Genomic DNA, 235 nt, shown 5'->3' on the forward strand with positions numbered 1-235 from the left:
GGGAACCTGCGGCTGGATCACCTCCTTAATCGACGACCGCAGCTGCTCCATGAGCTCCCACACGAATTGCTTGATTCATTGAAGAAGACGATAGAAGCAGCTTTAAGCTCCAAGCTGATAGCTCACAGCTAACAGTTACAAGCTCGAAATTGGGTCTGTAGCTCAGTTGGTTAGAGCGCACCCCTGATAAGGGTGAGGTCGGCAGTTCGAATCTGCCCAGACCCACCAATTTTGT

1 tRNA gene is annotated in these 235 nt (G+C 51.1%); it reads left to right on the forward strand.

From position 1 onward, the window contains the following. Positions 1–151 precede the first annotated feature (151 nt). Positions 152–228 (forward strand) — tRNA-Ile (locus tag HU806_RS26330). Positions 229–235: the final 7 nt, after the last annotated feature.

Source organism: Pseudomonas sp. SWRI154, from assembly GCF_014268645.1.
Taxonomy (GTDB): domain Bacteria; phylum Pseudomonadota; class Gammaproteobacteria; order Pseudomonadales; family Pseudomonadaceae; genus Aquipseudomonas; species Aquipseudomonas marvdashtae.